This is a genomic window from Pedobacter zeaxanthinifaciens (assembly GCF_003313335.1).
Classification (GTDB): Bacteria; Bacteroidota; Bacteroidia; order Sphingobacteriales; family Sphingobacteriaceae; genus Pedobacter; species Pedobacter zeaxanthinifaciens.
The window spans coordinates 406,899-429,555 of the sequence record NZ_QMHP01000003.1 but is presented as its reverse complement, the minus strand read 5'-3'; the positions used below and the strand labels follow the sequence as shown (position 1 = coordinate 429,555).

Below are 22,657 nucleotides of genomic sequence, written 5' to 3'. Positions count from 1 at the left end.
TGAATGGTTAATTGTTAATTACATGTTGCATTTGCCTTTACAGATTCAAAAAAATGAGCTGCCTTAAATTAAAATAACAGCATCTGATTATTGGCAGTTTTTAAATACTTGCTTTGGCTTTCAGCTAAAATGAAACCTTTAATTTGGTGTCCTTGAAAATCCTTCAGTTGAAAAGGGCTATCTGCACAGGTAATAAAATGTTTGGCTCTGTTGTAGGCAATGCCGATTTTTTTAAGTTGATGGATGTACAGCTTTCCAAACTTACGAGCTTGAACAATTTTTTGTGCTGATCCTACACCGATTCCCGGAACCCTTAGTATCATTTGGTAATCTGCGGTGTTGATATCAATTGGGAAATGATGAAGGTTTCGCAAAGCCCAACTCAATTTTGGATCGATATCGGTATCTAAGTGCGGATTTTCCTCGTTTAGCAGCTCCCTTACATCAAATCCGTAAAAACGCATTAGCCAATCTGTTTGGTAAAGTCTGTTTTCTCGTAGCAAAGGCGGTTGTGTGCCTAAAACAGGCATCCGGCTGTCATTACTAATGGGAATATAACCGGAGTAATAAACCCTTTTAAGTGAAAAATTTTTGTAGAACTTGGCCGCGGTATACATAATATCCTTGTCGGTTTCAGGAGTAGCGCCTATTACCATTTGTGTACTTTGTCCGGCCGGAACAAATTTTGGAACACTTTTAATTAGTTTCTTTTCTTCCTTAAATTGGATGATTTGATTTTTTACAAAGCCCAATGGTTTCACCACATCGTCGTGACTTTTTTCTGGAGCTAGCAACTTAAGTCCCGTTTCTGTAGGCATCTCCAAATTGATGCTCATCCTATCGGCATAAAGGCCAGCCTCGGTAATTAGCTCGTCACTTGCACCTGGGATAGTTTTTAAATGAATGTAGCCGTTGTAGTTTTCTTCCAATCGGAGTTTTTTAACCACACGCAGCAAACGTTCCATGGTAAAATCAGCATTTTTAAAAATTCCCGAGCTTAAGAAAAGACCCTCAATGTAATTTCTTCTGTAAAAATTCATCGTAAGCTCCACTACTTCATCAACGGTAAAAGCGGCTCGTTCAATGTCGTTGCTGCGCCTCGAAACACAATAGGCGCAATCAAAAATGCAATGGTTGGTGAGTAAAATTTTCAGTAGTGATACACAACGGCCATCTTCCGTGTAGGTATGGCAAATCCCCGAGTGGTGTCCATTGCCTAAACCTTTGTTCGTGTTTTTTCTGTCGCTACCACTAGAAGAACAAGAAACATCATACTTGGCGGCATCTGCCAATATATTTAACTTTTCAATTAACCTTTCCGACATGATTTGCTATTTTGCTAACAAATATAGCAAAATAGCTATTTAATTTAGTATTATTTTTCACCTTCCCATTCAGCGTAGAATTGCGATAAATAGCTTAGCATAAATTCGTGGCGTTTTTGTGCCATAGCTTTGCCGGCAGGTGTCTTCATTAAATCTTTAAGTAACAGGAGTTTTTCGTAAAAATGGTTGATGGTTGGTGCGGTAGTGTTTTTGTACTCCTCTTTGCTCATATTCAAATTGGGCTTAATCTCAGGGTCGTAAAGCACTCGGTTTTTAAAGCCGCCATAAGTAAAAGCTCTAGCAATTCCTATCGCTCCAATGGCGTCAAGCCTGTCGGCATCTTGCACTACATTTAATTCTTTTGACGAATAATTGATTTCGCCTAAACTGGCCTTGAAGGATAAGTTTTTAATGATGAGCTTTACTTCGTTAATCACTTCAGCATCTACGCCAATGTGCTCTAAAAATTCGCCAGCTTTCCGTGGCCCAATTTCTTCATCGCCGTTGTTAAACTTGCTATCTGCAATATCATGTAATAGGGCCGCTAAGGCCACAATTAGTTCGTCGGCCTTTTCTTTTTGGTTGATTTTCTGAGCTGTTTTATAAACTCGTTCTATATGAAACCAGTCGTGGCCAGCCTCGGCAGTGGCTAGGGTTTCTTTAACAAAGGCAATGGTTTTGGCGATGATGTGTTGCATGCTTGCAAAGGTAACGGATTGGCTGTTGCATAGGAAGAACTACTTTGCTGTTGTGGCCAAAACATTGGATTTTAAGCAAAAAAAATATGCTTGCAAATTATTACAAGCATATTTTAGGTTGCTAGAAAGAAAACTTTAAATAGCGTTTCGTTTGGTCATAAGGAGCTCATTCGTATCCACATCAAGTAATTTAGCAATGTGAAAAAGTCGGTCTAGAGTGATTTTGCTGTAGCCCAATTCGATTTTACTGTAGGCATTTTGCGAGATTCCGATTTTTTTAGCCAGATACTCTTGAGAGTAATTTTTGTACTCTCTTACTTTTCTGATTCGAAGAGCAATGCGTTGCATCTCCTTTTTGTAAGTTTCGTTCATAGTGTAGGTAGTTAAATGTGCGAACAATTTTACAAAAACTCTGCCAATCCACAACTGGTGCAATTAGCAAGCAACGGAATAAAGTTTTAGAGGCGCTAGGTGTGCTTTTGTGGCCTTTCGTTTTCTGGTCGGCGACTGCCATCATACAATTCGTATTCTAGCATTCTGCAATCAAGCTTGCCATTGTAAAACTCTATCTTCTTATCAGCTTTTAAGCCTATTTTCTTGGCTAAATCAGGATTTCCAGTGAAAATATAACCGTAGTAACCTTTGCATTGGGTCTTCATAAAATCGCCCATGCGTTTATAGGTAATTTCTAGTTTGCTGTGTGTGCCAAGCCTTTCCCCATATTCAGGGTTAAAAATCACTACGCCATTAGCTTTTTCAGGCACTGGCGTATCAGCAAAATCACAAACACTAAACTGAATTAATTGGTCTACTCCAGCGGTTTTGGCGTTTTTCTGGCTAATATCTACTGCATCAGCAGAGAGATCAGTAGCTATAATTTGAACATCAATGTCCTTAACTACTTGATCCTTTAAAATTCTACGTTCAGCAAAAAATACCTCTTCTTCATAGCCAATCAGGTGCATAAATCCGTAGTTCATGCGAAACAATCCTGGCCTGCGATTACTGGCCAATAAAGCGGCTTCAATTGCTAAAGTTCCAGAGCCACACATTGGGTTAACAAAAGGGGATTTTTTGTCCCAATTTGTTGCCATAATTACACTAGCCGCTAGCGCTTCCAGCATTGGCGCTTTGCCAGGAATTTTCCTATAACTATGCTTACTTAAGGTTTCGCCACTGGTATCTACAAAAATGGTGGCATCATCACCTTTCCAATATAAATGTACCACCGCTTTGTTGGCATCTGCACCACTATTTGGTCGCATACCTTTTTTCGCTTTGATTCTATCTACAATTGCATCTTTCACCTTCAAATTTGCAAACAACGGTGTAGTGATAAAGTCGTTATCTACATTTGAAGTAACAGAGAAATAACCTGCAAAATCTATCAATTCTTCCCATTCCATGGCGTATAAAGCCTCATAAAGTTCTTCGGGGTTTTTAGCGTTGAAGTTCTTTAAGCTGTAAAGCACTTGGCTGGCGCAACGAAGATTGAGGTTAAGTTTGATGCACTCGTTGAGGGTAATGTTAAGCTCAACGCCTGTTGGAAAAACCCTAACAATGTCGTAGCCTAATTCTTCTACTTCTTTTGTTAGGTAAGATGATAGCCTTTTATTACAGGTAATAATTACCTTGCTCTTAGTGTGGAAAACTTGTGTCATATGATTTGCGAAGTTATCAATAAAAATATAGAGATTTGGGAGGAAGAGAAATATATTAGTACAGATATGGAAATTAAAGGGAAGGTGCACGAAATTGGTGCCATACAGCAAGTGAGCGAGACGTTTAAAAAACGTGATTTAATTGTTGAATACGCAGAAAATCCTACTTACCCAGAGTATATTAGGTTTGAGGCTTTACAAGATAAAACTGCATTGTTTGATACACTTAAAGCAGGAGATGAGATAGAGGTGTCGTTCAATTTACGTGGTCGTCCTTGGACAAATAAAGATGGCGTTACTTCCTATTTTAATAGTTTAGTTGTTTGGCGCATCACTTCATTGGCTAATGGTGCTGGCGCTGCCCCTGCTGCTGCCCCTCAATATGCTGCTCCGGTAGATGTGAACACAGCTGCTGGCGAAGATGACGATTTGCCTTTTTAATAGCGCTTTTTAAGAGAATAAACATCATATTAGACCGTTCAGTAATTGATACTGAGCGGTTTTTTTGTTTCTGCTTGTGTTAAAAAGTGTTAAAGGGTAGTCGGTTTTGTAGTGGTGTTACTTAACTTTGATATGTTGGCATGAAGAAGAAGAGCCTTTGGATAATTACAGCCCTAATGACCTTAGCACTGCTAGGCGTTTTTGTAATGCAAATGTATTACATAAGGGAGTCGTACAATCTAAAATCACAGTTATTTGAGCAAGACGTTAACCAGGCACTAACGGCGGTGGTTAACAAAATTCAAAAGAAAAACGTCATCAATCGATTTAATAAAAGAGATGTTGAGCTGAAAGAGTTGGAAGTTAGCAACATACGTAGCAAAACAGATAGCATTGTTGCATTTAAGGAACGCTATAAAGAAAATAAAGCTCGTAGAATGCTTAAACAGCAGCAGCAAATCTTTAAATACCTAAGCGAACAAGACAGCATTATTCAGGCTAATTACCTCAAACCTGAAATTATCAGCGAGGAAGATTATGCGATATTGTCTAATCCTAACCCGAATAAAAACACACTTACTTATAAAATTGATGAATTCAGAACAGCTGATGGTGTGATTGTTGGGCGCAAAGTTTCCGCTAATTTTAATCGAAAAAGGCCAGTAATTAGGTTAAACAACCTGCCCGATTCCATCATTTACCTAGCTTATAGTCCTGCTGATTTTAGGCCTCAATTTATCATTTTGCCAACTATTGAGCCCGAGTTGAAAGTGAAGTTTAAATTAGAGGAGTCTAAGGCAGAGCACAATTATAAAATGGAGCTTGAGCGGCTCTATGCAGATACGGTTAGCCTGCTTAACAATAGAAGCAATGTGCGGTTGTTGCAGGATGTTGCAAAGGAAATGGCTACAAAAGACATCCCACTTGTGGAAAGAATGCCTAGCCAGGAAATTGTTGATACACTCATAAAAAAGGAACTGCTTAGTAGGAATATCGATTTAGCTTATAACTACTGGGTTACGCCATCGCAAAATACAGGTAAAGTAATTTACCGCAACGTTTCTTTGCCAAGTGGACAAGTGTTGCCAAAAAATACATTTAGCACAGTTATTTTTAGCAACGATTTGATGATCAAAGATCCAGGCATGCTTTACGTTAGTTTTCCTAATAAAAACTCGCTGATCTTCAACAATATGTTCGTTACCTTGGCGTCATCTATTGGCTTGCTTTTGGTGTTGGTTTCCATTTTTGCTTACACTATCTATGCCATTATCAGGCAAAAGAAGCTGTCGGAAATGAAAACGGATTTCATTAATAACATGACGCATGAGTTCAAAACGCCGGTAGCAACTATTATGATTGCCAGCGAAGCATTGAAGGATCCAGATTTGACTCCAGATAAAGCCCGCATTAACCGTTTAGCGGGAATTATTTATGATGAAAACGTAAGGTTGGGCAATCATATTGAACGAGTGCTTAACGTGGCTAAGCTGGATAAAAAAGAACTCAAATTGGAACGCAATCCAGTTAATATGAATGATTTGATTGCTGTTGTGGTGGATAGTATGAGCCTGCAGTTGCAAAAAAAGAATGCGCAGGTTGATTTACAATTAGAGGCAGCAAATGATTTGGTAATAGGTGATGAGCTGCATCTATCCAATATGATTTACAATTTAGTGGATAATGCGAACAAATACAGTCCGCAAACTCCAGTAATTAGCATAAAAACTAAGAACCAGGCCAACGGAATTGTTGTTGAGGTAAGTGATGAAGGTATTGGCATGACCAAAGATCAGGCTAAACGTATATTTGACCAGTTTTACAGGGTGCCTACAGGTAATTTGCACGATGTAAAAGGTTTTGGTTTGGGGCTAAGCTATGTGAGCGATATTGTTGAACAAATGAACGGCAATATCAAAGTAAATAGTGAAAAAGATAAAGGGACGACTTTTACCATTTATCTGCCATTTAAATTAAGCAATTAATAAAAGCTATCGCACTTAGTTGCCTAAAAAAAAATTAAGCGCTGTGGTTTTTTACCGTTAAATAGAAAATTGATGAAAAAAATATTGTTGGTTGAAGATGATCCGAATTTAGGTTTGCTTTTGCAAGATTACCTACAAATTAAAGGTAATTTTGACGTAGTGCTATGTGCTGATGGGGAGGAAGGGCTAGCTGCCTTTGCAAAACAAACTTTTGATCTTTGTATCCTCGATGTGATGATGCCAAAAAAGGACGGATTCACATTAGGGGCCGAAATCAGAAAAATAGACCAACGCGTTCCTATTATTTTTGCTACGGCTAAATCAATGATGGAAGATAAGGCTGCCGCTTATGATCTGGGTGGTGATGATTATATTACCAAACCGTTCAGGATTGAAGAGCTTTTGTTACGTATTAACGCTTTGCTGAAAAGAGTTTCATCGGCTCAAGCCGGTCAGGAGGAAGAGCCAAAACAGTTTGAAATAGGAAACTACACATTCGATTATACTACCCAACTTATCCATTTTAACGGAAGTCAACAGAAGCTATCAACCAAAGAAGCTGAGCTGCTGAGGTTACTTTGCCTAAAGAAAAATAGTGTATTAACCAGAGAGGAGGCACTAATCAGTATTTGGCATGATGATAATTATTTCAACGGGCGTAGTATGGATGTTTTCCTAAGCAAACTGCGGAAGTACTTAAAGGAAGATGCTAAAGTTGAAATTATTAATGTACATGGCAAGGGTTATAAGTTAGTAGTAAATTGAACAGTTGAAGCGATTGCCAATTGCTGTATCGCCCACGTTTTTACTTAAATAAAATCAATATTTCCTTATTTTAACAGCAAAAAATTCTTAAAAAGAAGGATAAAAAAATCGGCTAACTAGCAAAGCTGCGAGCTAACCGATTTTTAAAACAATGCTTCTAATTAAAGCATGGTCCACTTGAAGGTCTGATTGGCAGATTTACCCCAATCTTTCAGTGCTTTCTTTAAAATGTCGTAAAGTTGGGTATTATTCACTGCCTTTCCCTTGGTTGGAATTTTCAGTTTATCATCTGTAACGGGCGTATCAGTAACCGAAGTTGCAAACCAAGTAACATGGTCATGTGGTAAAGCCAAGCCTAAAATCATGCCCGGTAAACCACTAAAAGATTCGGGGCCACCGCTAACGGCAATTTCTTCAGCATAAAAGGCTACTACGTAAACGGAATCCATTACCACGGCATTTGCACGACGGCAATTGTAACCGGCTATATTCCTAAACTCATCTGTTATTTTCCAGTTGATTTTCCTGATACTATCACTAACCAAATAGGTTTCTTCATATACTTTTTTAGCTATTTTACTGGTGCCCGTGGCCAGGTTACTTAAAACATGGTTAGCTTGTTTGAACTCAATCATGTTTGAAAACCAACTATTTGATGGAGCTACGGCATCCTCTTCAGGTATAAAAGCAGTAGTTTGATTGGAGAAAACCAGCTTGCTTTTTGCAACTTTAAACTGTGGATTGTTTTTTTGGTAGCTCTCAAAAGCTGATGCCGAGAACGAATCATCATCCCAAAGTTTAAGTTGCTGTTTGATGAGGGCGTAGGCATTTACTCGTTTTTCATATTCGATGGTGCCTTGCGTAACAAAGCGTACATTTTGTGCGCTCGATTTAAAGCTTAAAAAAAATAAACTTGCAAAGCTGAGGTATTTGATCACATTCATTTTGTAGAGAATTAATTTGTTTTTGGAGTGCCGCCGCCCATCTTGTTAAAATCCCATATCACAGAAAATAAAAAGTAGCGACTGATGTTGTTATAAGTAGTTTGTATAATAGAATTGCTTGAAGCAACCCTTCTAAAGCCAATATTTTGTTTAAGAATATCATTGGCGCTGAACATTAATTTTAACTTTTCTTCTTTAAAAAAGGCTTTCGTAAGCGATGCATTAATTACCAAACGTTCCAGCTTATTATCAAAAGAAGTGGTGCTAGGCTGATAAATATATTCTGAGTTTGCTGTTATCGAGATTTTTTTAGGGAGCTTGAAATTTAAATCCAGGTAACCATCGTATCCCCAGCCTTTATTGTTGTTTTGTTGTTGTAATGAAGCCTGCTGTGAGTTGTAAGTTGGCCCAAAGGAAAAATAAAATTGCCCCTTATCACTATACTTATTCATGTTGATAGATGGCCGATACGTTACACTATTGGTGGTATTGAGTTCTCCATTAACATAGTTATAGGATCTTGTACCGTTAGAGCCTAAGCCAACACCTGCATTGATATCGCCTAAGAATGAAAATTTTCGAGAATAGCCACTGTAAACGTAATAGTTGAATGGGGTTTGGCTGTCCAAGTTTACTGATTTATAGGTGGTTTTTCCGTTTACATCAGTAATGTTGTTGCTCACAATTTGATTATTTGTAAAATTAAAGCTGCCATTAACATAAAAACTTTTGTTGCTGATTACCTTGTAGCTGTTATACCTTACTGAAATGCGGTTGTTGTACGAAGGTCTTAAGTTTTCATTTCCCTCCACAATATTTAAAGGGTCATCATTTGTTCTAACGGGTTGTAACTGGGTTACGCTTGGTTGCGTATTTGACCCGTTATAGCTCACGTTAACTGATTTTTGTGCGGAAAATTTATACTGATAAGAGGCCTGTGGCAACCAATTAGTAAAGTTCCTTTTAAAGTTGGTATTGCGGTAAACCTCCGTTTGGTCAAAGTTGATGAAACTGGTTTTTGTACCAAAGGTGATTACTTGTTTGCCCTTTTTATAGTTGAAAATAGCGCCCAACTGATTTAATAATTGATCAGCCTCAAAGTTGTTGCTAAATTCTGCGTTTAAATTGTTGTAAACTCCTGGCGTACTGGCGTCGTAAGTTGCACGATCTGATTTACTGCTCGTGTATGTTAAGCCATAATTTGCTACTAAATTAAAAAATTTAGACAGTGGCTCAGTGTAGGTAATGTTGGTTGCTAGTTTATTGGTTAAAATATCGTCGTCTTTCAATTGATCTATGTTCTGACGCTCGGCAAGTTTCTCGTTTTCGCTTTCGTCATAAAATCTATTGAAAGATTTCAAGTAACCTTCACTATTTATTTGGGAGTAATTTTGGCTGATGTTAACAGTATAGTTTCGCCCAGTTTTTTTAAGCTTTTTGGTGTACAATGCGTTTAAGTTAAACAATTGTTGCTTTCCTTCGTTGGTTGTGTTCCGATCGGAGATGTTAAGTAAAGAGTTATCGCCCCTTCGTCCAGTAGAGTTGTTGATTACATTGCTTTCGGTATTTTTTAGCGTTGCATCAACTACTACTTTTAAGGTCGATGTTGTATCTATTTTGATATTGTAGGTAGCATCAATTTTTTGCCTAAAAGTGTCGTTATCTGTAATTTGGTCGGTATTAGTATTAAAAATAGCATTGGGTAAGTTACGTTGGTTAATGGTGTTTTTATTGATTTTTACATTTAAGCCGCCAGCTTTATAATTGGCATTGATGCTTTGCTTATCGCTATTCCATTTGTTTTCGTAATGTAAGCCTCCGTTATTGGCAAGCGGGATACCTTCGCCCCAATACCGTCCGCCGTCATCTAAATCATCAAAGCCTCCAATGTAAATCATGCCATCGTCACTTACCTCCATATTGCCTGATGAACCGTATTTCCCAGCATCATCCCAACCTAATCCAGTTTTTCCGGTATTGCTTGAGGTAAAATACGCCGCTATTTTTTCCTTGTTCTTGAACTTGTTGATCATAGCTTGAACTTGATAAAAATCATCGGTACCATAACCAACATCCACTTTCCCAAAATACCCCTGCTTCTTATCCTCTTTCAAAACAATATTTAAGGTCTGCTTTTTTTCTCCGTCGTCTACGCCGGTAAAGGCAGCCTGATCGCTCGATTTCTCAAACAGCTGTACTTTATCCACCATGTCAGCCCTTAAGTTTTTGGTTACCAAAGTTGGATCATCCCCAAAAAACTCTTCACCATCTACTAAAACTTTTTCAACCGTTTTTCCTTGTGCAGTAATTTTTCCTTGCGCATCCACAGTCACTCCAGGGAATTTTTTCAGCAAATCTTCCACCCTGTCATTAGGCTGTATTTTGTAAGCTGCGGCATTAAATTCAGTGGTATCACCTTTAATTTTTATTGCCGCAGCTTGTCCCTTAATAATTACTTCGTTCAGTAGTTTTGCTTTCGTTTTCATGTCAATGGCATTAAAATCAATTTCATTATTAACGGAATCGATAGCGAACTTATTGACAAAATCAGCATACTCAGGATAAGTAACCAGAAGGATAAAGTTGCCTTTTTTAACGTTTTGGAAACTAAAACTGCCATTTTGAGCGGCCCTAGTAAACTTGTAGAGTGTAGAATCCTTTGCGTTAAGCACACTTACTGTAGCGTTGTGCAATTTTGCGTTTGATGAGAGATCGATAATGAAGCCTTTTACTGAGTTGCTTTGCGCTTTTGCTACTACAGTAAATAGCAACAAGATGATGAGAGAGAGAAACGTTTTCTTCATTTGTTTAGTTTGATGAATTGCTAATATATGAACTAAAATTTTAGTTTTATTAGTCTTTAACAATTTTAACATTATTTAAGTAAGCGGCTTTGCTGATTACTCCTTTTAGTTGCAGGATTTTTTAACAAAAAAGCTGCTGATTAACACTAAATTTGTACTTTAAACAACATCGTGTCATTTAAACAAAAGCCTTGGAAGAAAACGAACAGCTTCAGCCTGCCGAACTTGCAGCTAGATTCATCAATCAAACTTCGCGGCACATCTTTTTAACAGGGAAGGCCGGAACGGGAAAAACTACCTTTTTGCGTGGCATTATTTCGCGAACGCACAAACGTAGCGTGATTGTAGCGCCCACCGGCATTGCTGCTATTAATGCGGCCGGTGTAACCATACACTCGTTATTTCAACTGCCATTTGGTGCTTTTGTTCCTCGTATTGTGCCTAATCAGGATTTGCCATCAGGCGTGCCGTACAATACCCCTAAAAGCATTGTGCGCCATTTGAGCATGAATGCCGTTAAGCGCCGTATTTTACTTGATTTGGAGCTTCTGATTATCGACGAGGTAAGTATGTTGCGTGCTGATTTGTTGGATGCCATTGATTTTGTGCTTAGGTATGTGCGCAAAAACAACCAAAATTTTGGTGGTGTTCAGCTGCTGTTTATTGGCGATTTGTATCAGCTGCCGCCTGTGGTTAAAAATCAGGAACAGGAGCTGTTAGCTAAATTTTATCAAAGTCCGTTTTTCTTTGATGCCTTATGCCTACAAAGTCATCCGCCAATTTATATTGAGTTAGATAAAATCTACCGTCAATCTGACCAAACTTTTGTAGATCTGCTGAATAACTTACGCAATAATACGCCTACCGAAAAGGATATCGCTTTGCTTAAAAGTCATTACCGAGAAAATTTTAAGCCCGATATCAACGAAAACTACATTACCCTAACCACACACAATAGCAAGGCAGATGCAATGAACAAGCATGCCTTAGCGGAGTTAGCGGGAAGAACTTATAGCTACACGTCGACTATTGAAAAGGAGTTTCCTGAGAGTGCATTTCCTTTGGAGAAAACTTTGGAACTGAAAGTTGGTGCCCAAGTGATGTTCATTAAAAATGACCAAACGGGCGAACAGCGGTTTTTTAATGGCAAGTTGGCTGTGGTTACTGCTTTAAAAAGCGATAGCATTGAGGTTTTGCCCGAAGGGAATACGTATCCTATTAACGTGGAGCGCTACATTTGGAAAAACATCAGGTACACTACTAACAAAAGTACCAACGAAATTGAAGAGGAAGAGATTGGCACTTTTACACAATATCCTTTAAAGCTAGCTTGGGCAATTACGGTTCATAAAAGTCAGGGTTTAACGTTTGATAAAGCTATAGTTGATATTGGTGATGCCTTTGCCCCGGGACAAATTTACGTTGCGCTTTCTCGTTTGCGCTCATTGGATGGTTTGGTGCTTACTTCGCATTTGAATAGCAGAGGAATGAAGGCCGATCAGAATGTGGCCTACTATTCGCGTACCAAAGAACAGCAGGAAAGTTTGTTAACGCAAGTGGTTAGAGAGGCTGATTTGTTTTTGAAGCAATCTTTATTACAGGCATTTGATTTTAGCTTGTTGGACAATTTTGTTTATGAGCATGTGTTTAGTTATAGTAAGGATGAAAAACGATCAGTAAAACAAACGCATTTACTTTGGGCCACGCAGCTTCAACAAAATTTGATAGCTGCCAAAGTACATGCTGATAAATTTTTGAAGCAACTTGACCAACTTTTTATACCTAACGAAACCAATGATTTCACCAAGTTAATTGAAAGGGTGGAGGCTGGTGCAAATTATTTTCAGCCAATATTGAGCTCGCAAAGCGAACTTATTTTTGATCATATTGAGTTGGTAAAACAGCAAAAGCAAACGAAGGAATACTTAAATGAACTGCTAGATTTGGAAGCAATGTACTACGAGCAGTTTAAAAAAGTGGTGCGAGCTAAAGAAATGCTAAGTGCAAAAGTGTCAAATCAGGAGTTGAGCAAAGAAAGCTTAAATGCATTGTTTGGTTTGGCTAAGCGTGAAGAGCAAATGAAAAAGGCCCGTAGCTTGCCAGATAAGGAGCAGTTGGAAAGGGAGGAAAGTACACCAATAAGCAGGTTCAGAAAGAAAGTAGAAAAGGAGAAAAAGCCAAAGATAGATACGAAAGAGGTTACTTTAGCTTTGTTTAACGAGGGTAAAACGCCGGCTGAAATTGCTTTGGAACGTAAAATGACCAAAGGAACAATTGAAGGACATTTGGCGCATTACATCTCCCAAAATCAAATTACTGCGGATAAGGTGATTGCCAAACATAAGCTAGAGGTTTTGTTGCACGCCATAAGGGAACTGAAAAGTTTAAAGCTTAATGAAATACGCGACCATGTAGGTAAAGCTTACGACTTTGGTGAAATCAAAATTGCGATTGCAGCGTATTTAGCGGAGGGGGAATAACTTATAGATTTTAGACTTCCGGGGTTTCAAACGCTTCCTAAGGATTATTTAGATAAAACAATGAAGTTGCTTACTATTACTACGTTGAGCTTTGCGCTTATTTCACTGTTTTCTTGTCAACAGGATAAACATGATAAAGTATTTGAAACTTTTAATGCAGGTGTTTCCTTAAGCTTGGAATCTTTAGAAGAACAAAACAAAGGAAACTTTGAAAAGTCTATGTCGCTTAATAAGCAATCCATTGATAAATTTAAGGAGACCTTAAAACTCGATTCAACCCACGCGATGGTACGAAGTGCACTGGGACATGGCTTATATATTGACAAGCAGTTTCAAGACGCTATATACTGGTTTGACCAAGCAAATAAAGTTACCGGTGATGCGGCAGCAAATTACAGAGAAATGGGACTTTGTAAAATTAATTTAGGGCAAATTAAGGAAGGTAAAAGTGACATTGACAGAGCTTTTTCTCTGGACACTACAGATGAAATTCGGGAACTAACGATACAAGACCTTACTGATATTGGGAAATTGGGTTTTCAGTATGGCGATAGTTATGTTCAGAATGGAGAATCAGATAAAGGAAAGGGCTATAAAACATTTTCAATCGGTGTGCTTATGCTTGCGTTTGAATACAGCAGGTCGAGAAAAGATATAGCTTTGATGATATCAGAATATGCAAGCAGGTTGGGAGATAAATCAACAGCAGCTAGATATAGAGCATTAGGCGGAAAGTAGCTTACACTATTCTTCGTTAAAACTATCGAACGAATACGAAGTTTGAATAACACATAAAAAGTATTTAAACTTCTTATGTGTTATAAACGTTCAATTTATTCTCTCCAGCCGCCGCCTAATGCCCGATATAGGTTCACAACAGCCTGAAGCTTCTGTAATTTATCATTCACTGCATTTAACTGAGCTGTCAATAAACTTTGTTCAGAAGTCAAAACATCAGTGTAATTCGTTGCAGAGCTGTATTTCAGCAGTTCCTTGGTATAGTCAACCGCTTTTTCTAAAGATGCGATTTGATTAGCTCTCGAATTTTCTTTTTCAACTGCAGTTTGGTAAGCATAAAGTGCATTTGATACTTCCGATCCCGCAGTTAACATCGTTTTTTGGAAACTATAGAAAGATTCCTGTTGCGCAGCTTTTGCGGTTGCTAACCTCGCTCTGTTTTGCCCTTTGTTAAAGATAGGCTGAGTTAAGCCGCCAACAATACTGTAAAATATCGAGTTATTGAAAAAGTTTTCTAACGTTAGCGAAGATAAACCCCCATTTGCAGTTAAAGTAAGTTGCGGATAGAAATAAGTTTTAGCTACGTTGGTGTTTTCAAATGCCGCTCTAAAAGCAAATTCTGCCTGTTGCACATCAGGGCGGTTTTTCAGCAATAAGGAAGATAAGCCCACTTGTAAATCCTTGTAATCTTGCTGTACTTCAAAGCTGGTTCTGGCAATAGGGCCGGCCGATTTTCCAAGCAACACATTGAGTGCGTTTTCCGTTTCTCTGATACTGCGTTTCAAATCAGGAATGCTCACTTCAGCTGCATATCTGTTAGCTTCACTTTGCACAACAGCAGCACCATTTACAATTCCAGCTTCTTTCAGTGCTTTAATGGCTTCTACATTTTTAATCCTGCTTGCTAGGGTTTGCTCCGTAATTTTCAGTTGCAAATCTAGCGCAAGTAGGGTGTAATAATTGTTTGCAATGGAACTTACCAATTGCGTTTGCACCGCTCGTTTTGCCGCCTCTGTTTGTAGGTAAGATGCTAAAGCCGAACGTTTGGCACTCCCTAACTTGCCCCAAATATCCAGTTCCCAAGCAGTGCTCAATTGCGCTCTGTAAAGTTGGGTTTCCAATGGTATGGCAATGTTGGAAGGCAAGTTTAAGGCAGCTCTAGACTGCTTATTATCCGTAGCCGAAAGATCCAAGTTCAAACTAGGCAAAAACGCATCTTTACTTAATCTCAAATTTGCTGCGGCGCTATTCATGCGTTCAATAGCGCTTTTCAAATCTAAGTTATTTGCAATTCCCTCTTTAATTAAAACCTGTAATTGAGGGTCGGTAAATAAAGTACTAGTTGGCAAATTGGCAATATTGGTGCTGTCGGCACTTTGCACATCGCGGTATAATCCATCCGTTTTTAATTCGGTTGGGCGTTTATATTGTTGTGTTACGCAAGCACCTAAACTCAGCATCAAAACGCTTGCAAATAGTATCGATATTTTATGATTTCTTTTCATGTCGATGGTTAAATTAATCCTCTGGATTTCCAGTATGCTCAAAATTTAGATGCGTTTGTTTTTCCATAACGCTATCATCAAAAGGCGATTTGCTGCTCACTTTTTCCTGTAAAGTTTGGAAGACAATAAATAGTACCGGGATGATGAAAATCCCGAAAATGGTACCAAAAAGCATTCCTCCTACAGCGCCTGTGCCAATTGAGTTATTACCAGCAGCACCTACTCCAAATGACAGCATCAGCGGTAAAATACCCAGTATAAATGCAAAGGATGTCATTAAAATTGGACGTAACCTAGCGGTAGCACCCTCCAAAGCGGCTTGCAAAATGGTCATTCCCTTTCTTCTTCGCTCTGCGGCAAACTCAACAATTAAAATGGCATTTTTAGCTAACAAGCCTATCAGCATAATCAAGGTAATTTGGGTGTAGATATTGTTATCAATTCCGAAAATTTTATCGAAAATAAATACACCTGCTAAACCTACTGGCAAGGATAAAATTACCGCTAACGGCAGCACATAACTTTCGTACTGCGCACAAAGCAAGAAATAAACGAAAATCAAACATAGCAAGAAAATGAACACGGTTTGGTTTCCGCTCGATTGCTCTTCCCTAGATAAGCCTGAGAACTCATAGCCATAACCTTGCGGTAAAATTTTAGCTGCTTCTTCTTGTACGGCTTTCAAGGCATCGCCGGAACTATAACCAGGTTTAGGATTACCAGTAATGGCGATAGAGGTATAAAGGTTAAACCTCGAAATTGCCTGTGGACCGTAAACTCGCTCGGTAGAAATAAAACCTGTAATTGGCGCCATTACACCGCTAGGGGTACGCACATAAACGTTGTTCAAGCTTTCTAAATTAGCCCTATATTGAGGGTCAGCTTGGTAAACTACACGGTATTGCTTGCCAAATTTATTAAAGTTGGAAGCGTAAACACCACCATAATAACCTTGCATTACGCTCATTACATCATTTACATTTAAACCCGCCTGTTTAATTTTGGCAACATTTGCTGTAATTAAGTATTGAGGAAAATTAGGGTTGAAAGAGGTAGCTGCGTACTGAATTTCGGGACGTTGATTTAGTGCCGCTAAAAACTGATTGGATACCTGAGCAAAATTTTGGATGGTACCACCTGTTCTGTCTTGCAACTGGAACTCGAAACCACCGCCTGTACCAAAACCTTGGATGGTTGGCGGCGCAAAGAAGATGATCTTCGCTTCCTTCATGTTAGCAGTTTTGGCGAATAGTTCCCCAATAATGGTTTTCACATCGCGTTTACGCTCGTCCCACGGTTTTAAACGGCTAATTACCATTCCGTACGAACTTCCAGAACCGCTGATCATTGCCCTACCCACTACTTTCAGTGTTAACCTTACCTCAGGTACAGTTCTTACAATACTATCTATTTTACTCACTACCTCATCGGTTCGTTCTTGTGATGTTCCTGGAGGTAAGGAAATATCCGACATGATTGCACCTAAATCTTCATTAGGAACAAAACCTTTTGGAGTAGTGTTAAATGCCCATACAAATGCCGCAACAAACGCTAACAAGCCCAATCCGGCCAACCATTTTTTCTTGGAGAAGAAGTAAACGGCTCCTTTGTAACGGCGAGTCATGGTTTCAAAAGAAGCGTTGAATGCTGCATAAAAGCGTTTCATGAACCCTTTTTTCTCTTCATGATCATCTTTGTGTGGCTTAAGCAATAAGGCACAAAGTGCTGGACTTAACGTTAAAGCGTTAATAGCTGATAAAATGATAGAAATGGCCAGCGTTAAACCAAATTGTTTGAAGAAAACCCCTGATGAACCAGCAATGAAACTCACAGGAACAAATACCGCTGCCATAACCAAAGTAATGGAGATGATGGCGCCGGTAATCTCGTCCATGGCATCCAAAGTGGCTTTACGTGCCGATTTGTAACCTTTATCCAGTTTAGAGTGCACTGCCTCTACCACCACAATGGCGTCATCCACCACAATACCAATGGCTAACACCAAGGCAAATAAAGTAAGTAGGTTAATGGTAAATCCAAACAGGCTTAAGAAAAAGAAAGTACCAATAATGGCCACTGGTACCGAGATGGCTGGAATTAAGGTCGATTTAAAATCTTGCAGGAAGATAAACACCACAATGAAAACCAAAATGAAGGCTTCAACCAAGGTGTGTAGCACTTTTTCAATGGAAGCATCAAGGAAGTCGTTTACGTTGGTTAAGACTTCATATTTGATGCCTGTAGGGAAATTTTCCTTGGCAGTTTCCAACGCCTTTAATGCACCATCAATTACCTCTTTCGCATTTGAGCCCGCGGTTTGGTTTACTGCAAAACCCAGTGCCGATTTACCATTCAATTTAACCGATGAAGCATAACTTTGCGCACCCAGTTCAATTCTAGCAACATCCTTCAGCTTTAAAACTTGTCCATTTTCCGCGGTTCTGATGATGATATCACCAAATTGGGTTTCGTCTTTCAAACGGCCGGTATATTTCAACGTGTATTGGAAGGATTGCTGTCCTTGCTCACCTAGTTGTCCAGGAGCAGCTTCGATGTTCTGATCCGCTAGTGCCGCACTAATATCACTTGGAATTAGTCGGTAAGCTGCCATCACATCAGGTTTAAGCCATAAACGCATGGTATAAATAGATTGCCCAAATGCATTCACATCGCCCACACCAGTAACCCTTTTTATTTGAGGAATGATGTTGATTTCTGCGTAGTTCTGCAAAAATTTCTGATCGTAAGCTGGGTCTTCGCTGTTAAGTGCAAAAATCAATACGTTACTGGATTGCCTTTTGGCAGTAATTACACCAGCTCTAGTTACCTCAGCAGGTAGCAAACTGCTGGCCCTTGCCACACGATTTTGTACGTTTACAGCCGCCAAATCAGGGTTAGTACCCAATTTAAAGTTTACGGTAATTGTAGCCGAACCATCGTTTCCGGCAGATGAAGTCATGTAGGTCATGTCTTCCACACCGTTAATTTGTTCTTCCAGCGGTACTACCACACTACTCATTACTACATCGGCATTGGCACCTTGGTAAGAAGCTGAAACCTGCACCGTTGGCGGCGCAATTTCTGGATATTGTGAAACAGGCAGTGTGATGATACCTAACACCCCCAAAATCACAATGATGATGGAGATTACGGTAGAAAGTACTGGCCTTTCGATAAATTTTTTAAACATGAGACTTTGTTGGAATGTTTGAAAGTTGAAACGTTGTTAATTACAGCCTTTCAACCTTACAAAAAAATGTAACTTATTTATTTTTCGCCTCTGCAAATACAGAGTCTGCCGATTTTACTTGCGGCTTAATTTTATCGCCATCTTTTAGTGAAGCAAAACCTTCCAGAACAATTTTATTTCCAGGTTTTAGCCCTTGGGTAACCACGTAGTAATTGCCTTTGGTAAGCTCCATAATTTCCACATTGGTTGATTTAACACCACCTGTATCGGTCACCAAGTAAACAAACTTTTTCCCTTGTATATCGGTAGTTGATTTTTGTGGTACCAACAAAGCATTTTCCACATATTGTGGGATGCGAATAGAGGCGCTGGAGCCGGAGCGAAGCAGCCCGTTAGGATTAGGAAACGTTGCTCTTAAACTAGATGAACCAGTAGCGGTGTTGATTTGTCCGCTTACAGTCTCTATTTTTCCTTTTTCTGTATAAATGCTGCCATCAGCCAACACCAAAGTTACGCTTGGAATTTGCTTGATTTTATCTTCCAGTGTACGTCCTTTAGTATTTCTTGCAATTTGTAACAGTTGCTTTTCATTTAAAGAGAAATAAGCATAAACTTTGCTAATGCTCGAAACTGTTGTTAAAGGCTCTTGACTTGTGCTGCTTACCAAAGCTCCCACTTTGTAAGGGATGGTGCCAATTACACCGTTTGTTGGGCTGCTCACCACAGTATAGCCCAAGTTTACCTTTGCGTTAACTAAAGCAGCTTTAGCTTGAGCTAAATTTGCCTTTTTTGCAGTAAGGGTTAAAGCGGCATTATCTAAGTCAAATTTACTGATGATATCTTTTTCAACCAGTGGCTTAGTTTTGTTGTATTGCAGTTGTGCCGCATTTACTTCCGCTTCGGCACTGCTGATAGCCGCTTGTGCAGTACGTACCGCTTGCTCATATTGTGGGGCATTAATTTTAAATAAAGGTTGTCCTTGCTTTACCGTTGCGCCTTCATCCACGTAAATTTTCTCAATAAAACCATCAATCTTTGGTCTGATGTCTACATTTTGTTGTCCTTCTAGCGTAGCAGGATAATCGCTTTCCAGTGTAGTATTCATGGCATCAATTTGCACTACCGGATAATTCTGCGGACCAGTGGGTGCTCCCGCCTTCGGATCTTTATTTCCCGAACTGCAGGCTGCCAAAAATAGGGCAGTGCCCATCAGCGATAAATAAATTGAGGATTGTTTCATATATGTATTGTAATTGAGGTTGTTTAATTGAATATGCTTTCTAAAATGATTTGCTTTCGATCTGCAATAAGTTTATTGTATTTTTCTTTGGAGATATCTAATAGCTTTTGATAAAGTGGTGTCATAATTACCGGAAATGCCATCAAAGCGAAAAGGTTAAACATAAACTGGATTGGTTCACCTTTTTTGATGGTTCCTTTTTCCATTTCCTGCGCTATTTCTTGTAGAAAATGAGCTAATGCAGCACTTTTTTTCTTCTCCTTCAGCGCAAAGTTTTTGCTGCATATTTCGGTGATTAAAAAAGATTCTCTGTACGGATATTTCATGAGTTCTTTCATGTAAACATCAATAAATAGATTTAGCTTTTCTTTAAAAGGGATCTTGTCGTAAAGCACCTTATCCAATTGTAATTTCAAGCCATCAACCGCTTCCCGGTAAACGGTTTGAAAAAGTAAATCGCGGGAGCGGAAATAATAATTGATCAAGGAACGGTTAACGCCAGCTGCATCGGCAATTTCTTGCGTAGTCGCATGGAGGTAGCCTTTACTAAAAAAAAGCTCCTTGGCGGTTTGTTTAATCAGTTCTTCCTTACTCAACATGTTGACTTTTTTGTTTAACAAAATTGTTAAACGCCAAAATTAGTTTTGAGTTTGATTTGCAAAGTCAGGGAAATCTCATTTAATCGTTTGATTAATTTTTGTCGTGTAAATGTTACACGAAGCAGGTTAAGTTGGTCGCTTGGCCATTTTAAATTCTTGCCTAAAATGAGCAAGCTGTTTAGTCGAAGTTTGATTTTTACTATTTGTACGGTTTTGAGGTAATTTTTGATGCGTTTAAAGGAATGCAAATTAGAAGTTCATTCGGTAAAGCGTTTTTTCTTCTCGTAATTTATCGGGCATTCCAATAGATGAATATGCACCGCAAAAGCATAATAAGTAGATGTAGGATCTTTACGAACGTCAGAAACTGTAGGCAATTGTAGGGATCACCATTTCGCCTAACGAGCCAGATGTGGCACTGGTTGTTTTCACTACTGTTTCATCTCGATAAATTTTGACTGTAGCCGTTTGCGAGGGTAATCCAGTAGTGGAAGCTTGTGCACCAATGCCAATACTTAATACGTTGCTGCCATAAGTTACTTCTTTTGACCAAGGTAATGCAACATTAGTAACTCTAGTGGTTCCGTTAACATTGTCGCTATAAATCACGTCAAATTTTCCAGTGAAATTTCCCGTTATTTCATATCTGATTTTACGGGACGAACTGTTTTGATCAGGATCTTTCTTTTTGCAAGAAACCAAAATTGCAAATAGCATAACAAATGTAAATACTAACTTTTTCATGAATTTTTAATTTAAATAATGGGGTTGAATTGTTTTTTATGTAATGATACGGTGGCACACGGCTTAAGCATTCCTACTTGTTCAACTGGTATTTAACAAGTCCATGTTAATTTGGGCATATGATAAAATACAGCGTTGGTTATTTTCGGACTAAAAGTTAAATCCAAAATGAAATCCTGGTTCTCCGAATACAAATTTTGACCACTTATCATCCAGCTCCTTAAATCCATTAGGTAATTTGGTGTGATAAGCACGATGGGTAACTGCTATGGATGGCTGAATGAAAAATTTATCTTTTAAAAGTTTGATATGGTAGCCCAAACGGTAGGTGTTGAAAATCTGAAATCCATTGTCAATTTTTCTTCCCTGTTCGTTTTTAAATACTTGCAAAGTGGGCATTACATTTAGCTCAGTATAAATGCCTTTCCAAACAAAGCGCTGGTATACCGCCGATATACCATACTCACGAACATAACCAGGGAATTTTTCTTCGGCCTTTCCATAAGATCTGTTAAAAATTGGGTTAATGCCATTTGGCCAAGCATATTTCCACGTTTTTGGTTCAAAGGAAATAACATCTTTTGCTGTAATACGATAACCTATATTGAGCTGCACAAAATTCGGCGGATTAGTGGTAGATAAGTTGCCTAATAGAAATAATGTGCTGCCAATGAACCAGCGTTTAGATGTGCTGTCTGTTTTGGCGTATTGTGCTTTAAGTTGCAAAGTACTTGCTACAAGCAGCACAATGAAGCCAAGGAATAAAATTCTCTTCTGCATTTTTTTAGCCTAATTGTATACTATAATTTGAAGTGATTAGTTGGGTCTCCAGGTTCTTTTAAAGGATTTTAGAAGTTAAACCCAAAATCAAGCCCAGGCTGAATAAAATAATTAGGCCATTTTTTTTCTACCAATTTAAAAGATGCAGGTACATTAGTTCGCAGTGGCCAATAACTACATCCGATAGCTGGCTCAAAAAAGAATCGGTTTTTGAGAAATTTGAACTGGTAGCCTAAATAAAAATCTAAATATAGCGTAAACCCGTTTCCGAGCTTTTTTTTATCCTCGTCCATGTATTTTTCAAAGGCGTTTAATGCATAAAGTGAAGTGTATATTCCCTTCCACCAAAACCTTTGATAACCTATTTGAGGTGCAATGATACGAGCACTTCCAGGATAATTGAGGCCCGGTGCATCGAATGATGGCCCGAAAGGAATCCCCAATGGCCATGCGTAAACAGATCTTTTGAACCTAACATGAACAACATCTTTAGGAGTAATCCTGTAGCCGGCATTTAATTGAACATACGCTGGATTATTTGTTTTGTCGAAATTACCAAGGAGTAAGAACGTGCTGCCTATAAACCACTTTTTGGAGGTGCTATCTTGCACACTATTTTGCGCTTTAATTGGTAAAGTACTCGCTATCAATGTGGCTAGTGCAAGCCATAAAAAGTTCTTCTGCATATCTTTTTTATTAAATGATAATGCAAAAGTAGATTGGCGAGATGCGATAATTCGTTAACTTAAGTTTAGAAA

The 22,657-nt window shown here is 38.7% G+C and carries 18 protein-coding genes; 5 read left to right on the top strand and 13 right to left on the bottom strand.

The features are described 5' to 3' along the window. Positions 1 to 68: 68 nt before the first annotated feature. The 4 genes from DUT68_RS06830 to DUT68_RS06815 form a co-directional block, all read right to left on the bottom strand. Positions 69 to 1,325 (bottom strand): putative DNA modification/repair radical SAM protein, encoded by a 1,257-nt coding sequence (locus DUT68_RS06830; protein WP_113636913.1) that lies wholly within the window; start codon positions 1,323 to 1,325, stop codon positions 69 to 71. Between the two features lie 50 nt (positions 1,326 to 1,375). Then, on the bottom strand, positions 1,376 to 2,023 hold the full coding sequence (locus tag DUT68_RS06825) for an HD domain-containing protein (protein WP_113636911.1): 648 nt from the start codon (positions 2,021 to 2,023) through the stop codon (positions 1,376 to 1,378). A 135-nt stretch (positions 2,024 to 2,158) separates the two neighbouring features. Further along, positions 2,159 to 2,395, bottom strand: coding sequence for a helix-turn-helix domain-containing protein (locus DUT68_RS06820; protein ID WP_113636909.1), 237 nt, complete (start codon positions 2,393 to 2,395; stop codon positions 2,159 to 2,161). Positions 2,396 to 2,490: 95 nt separating this feature from the next. Continuing rightward, positions 2,491 to 3,684 (bottom strand): THUMP domain-containing class I SAM-dependent RNA methyltransferase, encoded by a 1,194-nt coding sequence (locus tag DUT68_RS06815; protein ID WP_113636907.1) that lies wholly within the window; start codon positions 3,682 to 3,684, stop codon positions 2,491 to 2,493. A 66-nt stretch (positions 3,685 to 3,750) separates the two neighbouring features. On the opposite strand from DUT68_RS06815, the gene DUT68_RS06810 reads away from it, so the two are divergent. From DUT68_RS06810 to DUT68_RS06800, 3 genes are all read left to right on the top strand, one after another. Then, positions 3,751 to 4,125, top strand: a complete 375-nt coding sequence (locus tag DUT68_RS06810) for a DUF3127 domain-containing protein (RefSeq protein WP_113637067.1) — start codon at positions 3,751 to 3,753, stop codon at positions 4,123 to 4,125. Between the two features lie 140 nt (positions 4,126 to 4,265). Next, positions 4,266 to 6,110, top strand: coding sequence for a sensor histidine kinase (locus DUT68_RS06805; protein ID WP_113636905.1), 1,845 nt, complete (start codon positions 4,266 to 4,268; stop codon positions 6,108 to 6,110). 72 nt (positions 6,111 to 6,182) lie between these two features. After that, complete coding sequence (locus tag DUT68_RS06800; RefSeq protein WP_113636904.1) at positions 6,183 to 6,875, top strand: response regulator transcription factor; 693 nt, start codon at positions 6,183 to 6,185, stop codon at positions 6,873 to 6,875. Between the two features lie 161 nt (positions 6,876 to 7,036). Here the strand turns inward: DUT68_RS06800 and DUT68_RS06795 are convergent, their stop codons facing one another. Further along, complete coding sequence (locus DUT68_RS06795) at positions 7,037 to 7,819, bottom strand: GLPGLI family protein (RefSeq protein WP_113636902.1); 783 nt, start codon at positions 7,817 to 7,819, stop codon at positions 7,037 to 7,039. Between the two features lie 11 nt (positions 7,820 to 7,830). Next, positions 7,831 to 10,623 carry an outer membrane beta-barrel protein gene (locus tag DUT68_RS06790; protein ID WP_113637065.1) on the bottom strand — a complete coding sequence of 931 codons (2,793 nt, stop codon included), beginning with the start codon at positions 10,621 to 10,623 and terminating at the stop codon, positions 7,831 to 7,833. A gap of 191 nt (positions 10,624 to 10,814) precedes the next feature. On the opposite strand from DUT68_RS06790, the gene DUT68_RS18630 reads away from it, so the two are divergent. Next, a complete protein-coding gene (locus DUT68_RS18630; protein ID WP_113636900.1) occupies positions 10,815 to 13,103 on the top strand; it encodes a helix-turn-helix domain-containing protein in 2,289 nt (762 codons plus the stop codon). A 60-nt stretch (positions 13,104 to 13,163) separates the two neighbouring features. After that, entirely contained in the window at positions 13,164 to 13,841 is a 678-nt protein-coding gene (locus DUT68_RS06780; protein ID WP_113636898.1) for a tetratricopeptide repeat protein, read from the top strand. A gap of 95 nt (positions 13,842 to 13,936) precedes the next feature. Here the strand turns inward: DUT68_RS06780 and DUT68_RS06775 are convergent, their stop codons facing one another. The 7 genes from DUT68_RS06775 to DUT68_RS06740 all read right to left on the bottom strand — a co-directional run bounded on the left by DUT68_RS06775 (position 13,937) and on the right by DUT68_RS06740 (position 22,585). After that, positions 13,937 to 15,346 carry an efflux transporter outer membrane subunit gene (locus DUT68_RS06775; RefSeq protein ID WP_113636897.1) on the bottom strand — a complete coding sequence of 470 codons (1,410 nt, stop codon included), beginning with the start codon at positions 15,344 to 15,346 and terminating at the stop codon, positions 13,937 to 13,939. A gap of 13 nt (positions 15,347 to 15,359) precedes the next feature. Further along, positions 15,360 to 18,536: an efflux RND transporter permease subunit gene (locus DUT68_RS06770; protein ID WP_113636895.1), complete on the bottom strand. Its 3,177-nt coding sequence runs from the start codon at positions 18,534 to 18,536 to the stop codon at positions 15,360 to 15,362. Between the two features lie 73 nt (positions 18,537 to 18,609). Next, positions 18,610 to 19,776, bottom strand: a complete 1,167-nt coding sequence (locus tag DUT68_RS06765; RefSeq protein ID WP_113636894.1) for an efflux RND transporter periplasmic adaptor subunit — start codon at positions 19,774 to 19,776, stop codon at positions 18,610 to 18,612. Positions 19,777 to 19,799: 23 nt separating this feature from the next. Continuing rightward, on the bottom strand, positions 19,800 to 20,375 hold the full coding sequence (locus tag DUT68_RS06760; protein WP_113636892.1) for a TetR/AcrR family transcriptional regulator: 576 nt from the start codon (positions 20,373 to 20,375) through the stop codon (positions 19,800 to 19,802). Between the two features lie 360 nt (positions 20,376 to 20,735). Beyond that, the gene (locus DUT68_RS06750; protein ID WP_113636889.1) at positions 20,736 to 21,119 is read right to left on the bottom strand and encodes an MmpS family transport accessory protein; all 384 of its coding nucleotides are present in this window, start codon (positions 21,117 to 21,119) and stop codon (positions 20,736 to 20,738) included. A gap of 150 nt (positions 21,120 to 21,269) precedes the next feature. Further along, the gene (locus DUT68_RS06745) at positions 21,270 to 21,899 is read right to left on the bottom strand and encodes a hypothetical protein (protein ID WP_113636887.1); all 630 of its coding nucleotides are present in this window, start codon (positions 21,897 to 21,899) and stop codon (positions 21,270 to 21,272) included. A gap of 68 nt (positions 21,900 to 21,967) precedes the next feature. Further along, positions 21,968 to 22,585 (bottom strand): hypothetical protein, encoded by a 618-nt coding sequence (locus tag DUT68_RS06740; RefSeq protein WP_113636886.1) that lies wholly within the window; start codon positions 22,583 to 22,585, stop codon positions 21,968 to 21,970. Positions 22,586 to 22,657: the final 72 nt, after the last annotated feature.